The organism is Verminephrobacter aporrectodeae subsp. tuberculatae At4, assembly GCF_000193225.1.
In the GTDB taxonomy this organism is placed as follows: domain Bacteria; phylum Pseudomonadota; class Gammaproteobacteria; order Burkholderiales; family Burkholderiaceae_C; genus Acidovorax; species Acidovorax aporrectodeae.
Genome location: NZ_AFAL01000133.1, coordinates 1 through 4872, shown reverse-complemented (window position 1 = coordinate 4872; position 4872 = coordinate 1). Strand labels below are relative to the sequence as shown.

General features: G+C 65.4%; 6 protein-coding genes and 2 pseudogenes. 7 read left to right on the top strand and 1 reads right to left on the bottom strand.

Going from position 1 to position 4872, the window contains the following annotated elements; all coding sequences use genetic code 11:
* The 3 genes from VTU_RS25760 to VTU_RS0105010 form a co-directional block, all read left to right on the top strand.
* Positions 1-1142 (top strand): (2,3-dihydroxybenzoyl)adenylate synthase (locus tag VTU_RS25760; RefSeq protein ID WP_010101446.1); only part of this gene is annotated, 1142 nt, incomplete at its 5' end.
* A complete protein-coding gene (locus VTU_RS30625; protein ID WP_010101443.1) occupies positions 1139-1756 on the top strand; it encodes a cupin domain-containing protein in 618 nt (205 codons plus the stop codon). The genes VTU_RS25760 and VTU_RS30625, both read left to right, overlap by 4 nt.
* Positions 1732-1965: a hypothetical protein gene (locus VTU_RS0105010; protein WP_029554121.1), complete on the top strand. Its 234-nt coding sequence runs from the start codon at positions 1732-1734 to the stop codon at positions 1963-1965. The genes VTU_RS30625 and VTU_RS0105010 overlap by 25 nt, the downstream gene beginning before the upstream one ends.
* 361 nt (positions 1966-2326) lie before the next feature.
* Here the strand turns inward: VTU_RS0105010 and VTU_RS31175 are convergent.
* Positions 2327-2699, bottom strand: a pseudogene (locus tag VTU_RS31175) (hypothetical protein); the annotation flags it as partial.
* A 177-nt stretch (positions 2700-2876) separates the two neighbouring features.
* Here VTU_RS31175 and VTU_RS31170 point away from each other — a divergent pair.
* The 4 genes and pseudogenes from VTU_RS31170 to VTU_RS34660 form a co-directional block, all read left to right on the top strand.
* Positions 2877-3530 (top strand): glutathione S-transferase, encoded by a 654-nt coding sequence (locus VTU_RS31170; RefSeq protein WP_010101438.1) that lies wholly within the window; start codon positions 2877-2879, stop codon positions 3528-3530.
* Between the two features lie 173 nt (positions 3531-3703).
* Positions 3704-4033: a ferredoxin reductase domain-containing protein gene (locus VTU_RS25745; protein WP_010101437.1), complete on the top strand. Its 330-nt coding sequence runs from the start codon at positions 3704-3706 to the stop codon at positions 4031-4033.
* Between the two features lie 2 nt (positions 4034-4035).
* Positions 4036-4242, top strand: a pseudogene (locus VTU_RS35665) (thioesterase II family protein); the annotation flags it as partial.
* Positions 4178-4872 (top strand): thioesterase II family protein (locus VTU_RS34660; protein WP_369021513.1); only part of this gene is annotated, 695 nt, incomplete at its 3' end. The pseudogene VTU_RS35665 and the gene VTU_RS34660, both read left to right, overlap by 65 nt.

Below are 4872 nucleotides of genomic sequence, written 5' to 3'. Positions count from 1 at the left end.
CCGGCCTGCTGTGGCAGCTGTTCCCGCGCACCCACGCCGACTACGCCTACAGCATCCGCGCCAGCGCCAACATCTGCCAGCTCGACGCCGACAGCGTCTACTTGGCCGTGCTGCCGGTGGCGCACAACTTCCCGCTCAGCTCGCCGGGCATACTCGGCGTGCTGCACGCCGGCGGCCGTGTGGTGTTCGCCCAGGGTGGCGATCCGGAGCAGGCCTTCGATCTGATCGCCGACGAGCGCGTCACCATCACCGCTCTGGTGCCGCCGCTGGTCTTGATATGGATGGAGCAGGCACCGGCGCTGCGGCCCGACCTGTCCAGCTTGCGCCTGCTGCAGGTCGGCGGCGCCAAACTCAGCGAGGAGGCGGCGCGCCGCGTGGGACCGCTGCTGGGCTGCCGTTTGCAGCAGGTGTTCGGCATGGCCGAGGGCCTGGTCTGCTACACCCGCGCCGAGGACGGCGACGAGGCCATCACCACCACCCAGGGCCAGCCGATCTCGCCGGCCGGCGAGATCCGCATCGTCGACGACGACGTCGCGCTGCCGCTCGGCGCCGTCGGCAATCTGCTGACGCGCGGTCCATACACCATCCGTGGCTACTTCAACGCGCCCAAGCACAACGCCCGCGCCTTCACCAGCGACGGCTTCTACCGCACCGGCGACTTGGCGCGCCAGTTGCCTTCCGGCCACCTGGTGGTCGAGGGTCGTGTCAAGGATCTGATCAACCGGGGCGGCGACAAGGTGGCCGCCGAAGAGGTCGAGAACCTGTTGCTGAGCCATCCGGCGGTGCTCGACGTCGCCCTGGTGGCGATGCCCGACGACTTCCTCGGCGAGCGCAGCTGCGCCTTCGTCATCGCGCGCGGCGCGCCGCCCGCGCTGGCCGAGCTGAGGCGCTTCCTGCGCGATTGCGGCGTGGCCGACTTCAAACTGCCCGACCGACTCGAACTGCTGCCCAGCTTCGCCCAGACCGGCGTCGGCAAAGTCAGCAAGAAGGCGCTGCGCGAAATAATCGCCGCCAAACTGGCCGCCGAACGCGATGCGGCGCCGCTCCACGCGACCCCGGCGGAACCATACGCCCAGCATGCCCAGGCTGTGTCGCGTCCGCCGGCCGCCTCTGCTTCGTCCAGCCCGCAGGTGCAATCATGAGCGGCGCCGATTTGCGCGCCCACGACGTGCACGCCGCCTTGGCCGGGCTGGTGGCCGGCACCGTCAGCAACGCGGATGAGGATGCCGCCGCCTTCCCCCGCCTGGCCGCCTTCAACCAGGGGGCCGTGTATGTCGGCCGTTTCAGCGGTGCCTCGCCGTGGGAATGCCACCCGGACGCCGACGAGTTGCTCTACGTGCTCGACGGCGAAGTCGAGGTGACGTTGTTGTCCGGCCCGAAGCCGGTGCTGACGCTGGCGCGAGCCGGCTGCGTGCTGGTGGTGCCGCGCGGCGTCTGGCACCGCCAGTGGGCCGCGCACTCGGTAACGCTGCTGACCGTCACGCCGGACCGCTCGGAAATCTCCTTCGAGGTCGATCCGCGCACCGATCCCGGTATCTGCGCCACTGATTTGCGCGCCCACGACGTGCACGCCGCCCTGGCCGGGCTGGTGGCCGGCACCGTCAGCAACGCCGATGAGGATGCCGCCGCCTTCCCCCGCCTGGCCACCTTCAACCAGGGGGCCGTTATGTCGGCCGTTTCAGCGGTGTCTCGCCGTGGGAATGCCACCCGGACGCCGACGAGTTGCTCTACGTGCTCGACGGCGAAGTCGAGGTGACGTTGTTGTCCGGCCCGAAGCCGGTGCTGACGCTGGCGCGCGCCGGCTGCGTGCTGGTGGTGCCGCGCGGCGTCTGGCACCGCCAGTGGGCCGCGCGCTCGGTAACGCTGCTGGCCGTCACGCCGGACCGCTCGAAAATCTCCTTCGAGGCCGATCCGCGCACCGATCCCGGTATCTGCGCTACGGCCAAGGAGGGCGACCAGCCATGAGCATTCCACGCATTGAGGACTACCCCATTCCCACGGCCGGCGCTTGGGCGGCCAACCGCGTCGCCTGGTGGCCCGAACGCCATCACTGCGCCGTGCTGATCCACGACATGCAGCGCTACTTCCTGCAGTTCTATCCGGCCGACGCCTCGTTGCTGCGCGAGATGGTGGCCAACATCGCCGCGCTGCGGCGGCGCTGCCACGCGCTGAACGTGCCGGTGTTCTACTCGCAGGCCGACGACGCGCAGACGCCGGCCGAGCGCGGCTTGGTCACCGATTTCTGGGGACTTGGCATGGACGGCAAGTCCGGCTGCCAGCGCCTCGCGTTGCACCCGCCAAGACGCCGACAACTTGCCACGCAGCAACTGGCTATGAGCTGGCGCTGGGCATGCCAGTCGATCGCCAGGAGGTTTCGCTGGAACCACATCAGGGTCAGCCGACGCGGCTGCTTGCCCGCCATGAACTGCTCGATGATGTCGGGCGCCAGCAGGGTCAGGCGCAGCAGTTCATTGACCACCGAGTGATGCAGTTTTTTTGGCCCGAGCGATGGCCGATCCGCTCTGCATCGCACCGCTGTCCAATAGGTGCTGCCAGTAGAAGGCGCGTGCCACACCGTCGAGCAAGCTGACGTCGTGGACGCTGCGCTCGTCGGCAGCCATGCGCTGAACGCCCCGGCGGCGAAACGATGGTGTTCCTGTGATCCGGGATGGGAGGGTCGTAACGATAGACGAGAACATTGTGCTCGCGGACGCCCAGCGGCTGGCTGCGCTCGCGTGGCGCAGGTTCGCTATACACTACCCGGAGAAACTCCATGCCTTGCGATGGGCTCCTGATTCGATTCCAAATCTGATAGAAACTACGCAATAAGCAGCTTGGGACGTGAACTGTTGAATGATTGAGCACGGGAGACGAAGATGAATCGATTGACGATCTGGGGGCGCCGTGACTCATTCAATGTTCAGAAGGTTTTGTGGCTTCTGGATGAATTAGCCTTAACCTATGATTGGCGGCCGGCTGGTGGTCAATTCGGTGGTCTCGATGATACGACTTTTCGAGCGATGAACCCCCATGGCCGTATCCCGGTAGTGTTGGACGATGGCGAGGCGATCTGGGAATCGCACACGATTCTGCGTTACCTCGCAAACAAATATGGAGGCGAAATCTTCCGGGCATCTGATCCCTTCGCGCGATCGCTTGAAGAACGCTGGATGGACTGGATGTTAACAACATTGCAGCCGGATTTTCTGACGGGCGTTTTCTGGTCCTATTACCGTACGCCGGAAGATAAGCAGCAATGGGATAGCATCTCTCAAAAAATCGCTAATTGTGCAGACCACATTCGGTTGATTGATCGACAACTTGTTGATCGTCATTTTCTTTGTGGTGACAGGCTGAGTCTGGCAGATATTGCAGTTGGGGTAACCTGTTACCGGTATTACGAACTCGATATCGATCGCCCGTATACTCCACATGTCGAGCGTTGGTATAGCAAGCTCCAACTCCGTGCACCGTACCGGAACAATGTGATGCTGCCTTTTACGCATTTGAAAGGAAGGCTCGATTATTAATATTAGCGTTCCGAAGGCGGGGACGATTTCGGAACATAGTTGACATGAAATGATGAGCAGAGAGTGGAAATTCGGAGAACACCAATTTCTATCGTAATCGTTGGAGGCGGGTTTAGCGCATTCCGTTATACACAAGTCATGAAAACCCATACAAATCAACAACTGTCAGCGAGTTGGCTTACCGCGAGCTGATCACAGAACGCCTGCCCAAGCACGAGTACCTGGGCGACGCCATCGCCGCCGGCCTGCGCTATTACCCCACTGTGTCGCGCGAAGGCTTCCCGCGCTCCGCGCGCATCACCGACCTGATACGCACCGGCCAGCTGTGGCGGAACATGGGCCTGCCGCCGCTTAACCCCAAGGAAGACCGCGCGATGATCTGCGACAGCACCGCAATGCTGAACGAACTGCAGGGCCTGCTCGAAACGCGCGGCTTCAAGGTGTCCGAAGGCGTGGGCCGCGCGGGCGATTTCGTCGTCGAACGCGCCTTCGTGCAGACCTGATCATGAACACCGCCATCATTCCCCTGCTGGACCCCTGGGTCGTGCTGCGCGCCGTGCCGCAGCCGGCGCTGCGGATGTTCTGCTTCCCCTATGCCGGCGCCGGCGCGACCGCCTACGTGCGCTGGGCGGCGGCGCTGCCCGCCGATTGGGAACTGCTGGCGCTGCCGCTGCCGGGCCGCGGCACGCGTTGCGGCGAAGCGCCGCTGCACCGCTTCCAGCACGGCGCAGCACGAGGCCTGGCGCGGCCTGCCGGAGCGCCTGGACCGGCCCAGCCTGTTCGTCGGCCACAGCCTCGGAGCCATCCTCGCGTACGAAGTCGCGCGCCAATGGTGCGCGGTTGCGGGCGCATCGCGGCCAGCGCCGCTGCTTGGGCTGGCGGTGTCGGCATGCGTCGCGCCGCGCCACTGGCCCACCGAGCGCGGCCGCGCGCTGGCGCAGCTGGACCGCGCCGGACTGATCGAGGCGCTGCGCGGCTATAACGGCACGCCCGCCGAGGTGTTCGAGGGCGACGATATACTGGCCCTGCTGCTACCGACCTTGGAGGCCGACTTCGACCTCGTGGCCTCGTACAGCTACGGCGGCCGCGCGGCGCTGCTGGCGCTGCACGGCGCCGACGATCCGCACGCAGATGCCACGCGGGTCGCCGGCTGGGCCGACGAGGCCCCAGGGCGGCTGCACCCTGAAACGGCTGCCCGGCGACCACTTCTTTTTCGAAGTGGCAGGAAGCGCGCATCATCCGACTCTTGGCCGACCAGTTGCTGGCGGCCGGCTGTGACGAAAGGGCAGCACCATGACCAACGAGACAAAGGGCGGCGCGCCGTTGGACGCGCCCACGCATC

Bases quoted from the DNA above. Each gene is read 5' to 3' on its own strand.
- VTU_RS31170 (WP_010101438.1), top strand. From the start codon at position 2,877: ATGAATCGATTGACGATCTGGGGGCGCCGTGACTCATTCAATGTTCAG.
- VTU_RS30625 (WP_010101443.1), top strand. From the start codon at position 1,139: ATGAGCGGCGCCGATTTGCGCGCCCACGACGTGCACGCCGCCTTGGCC.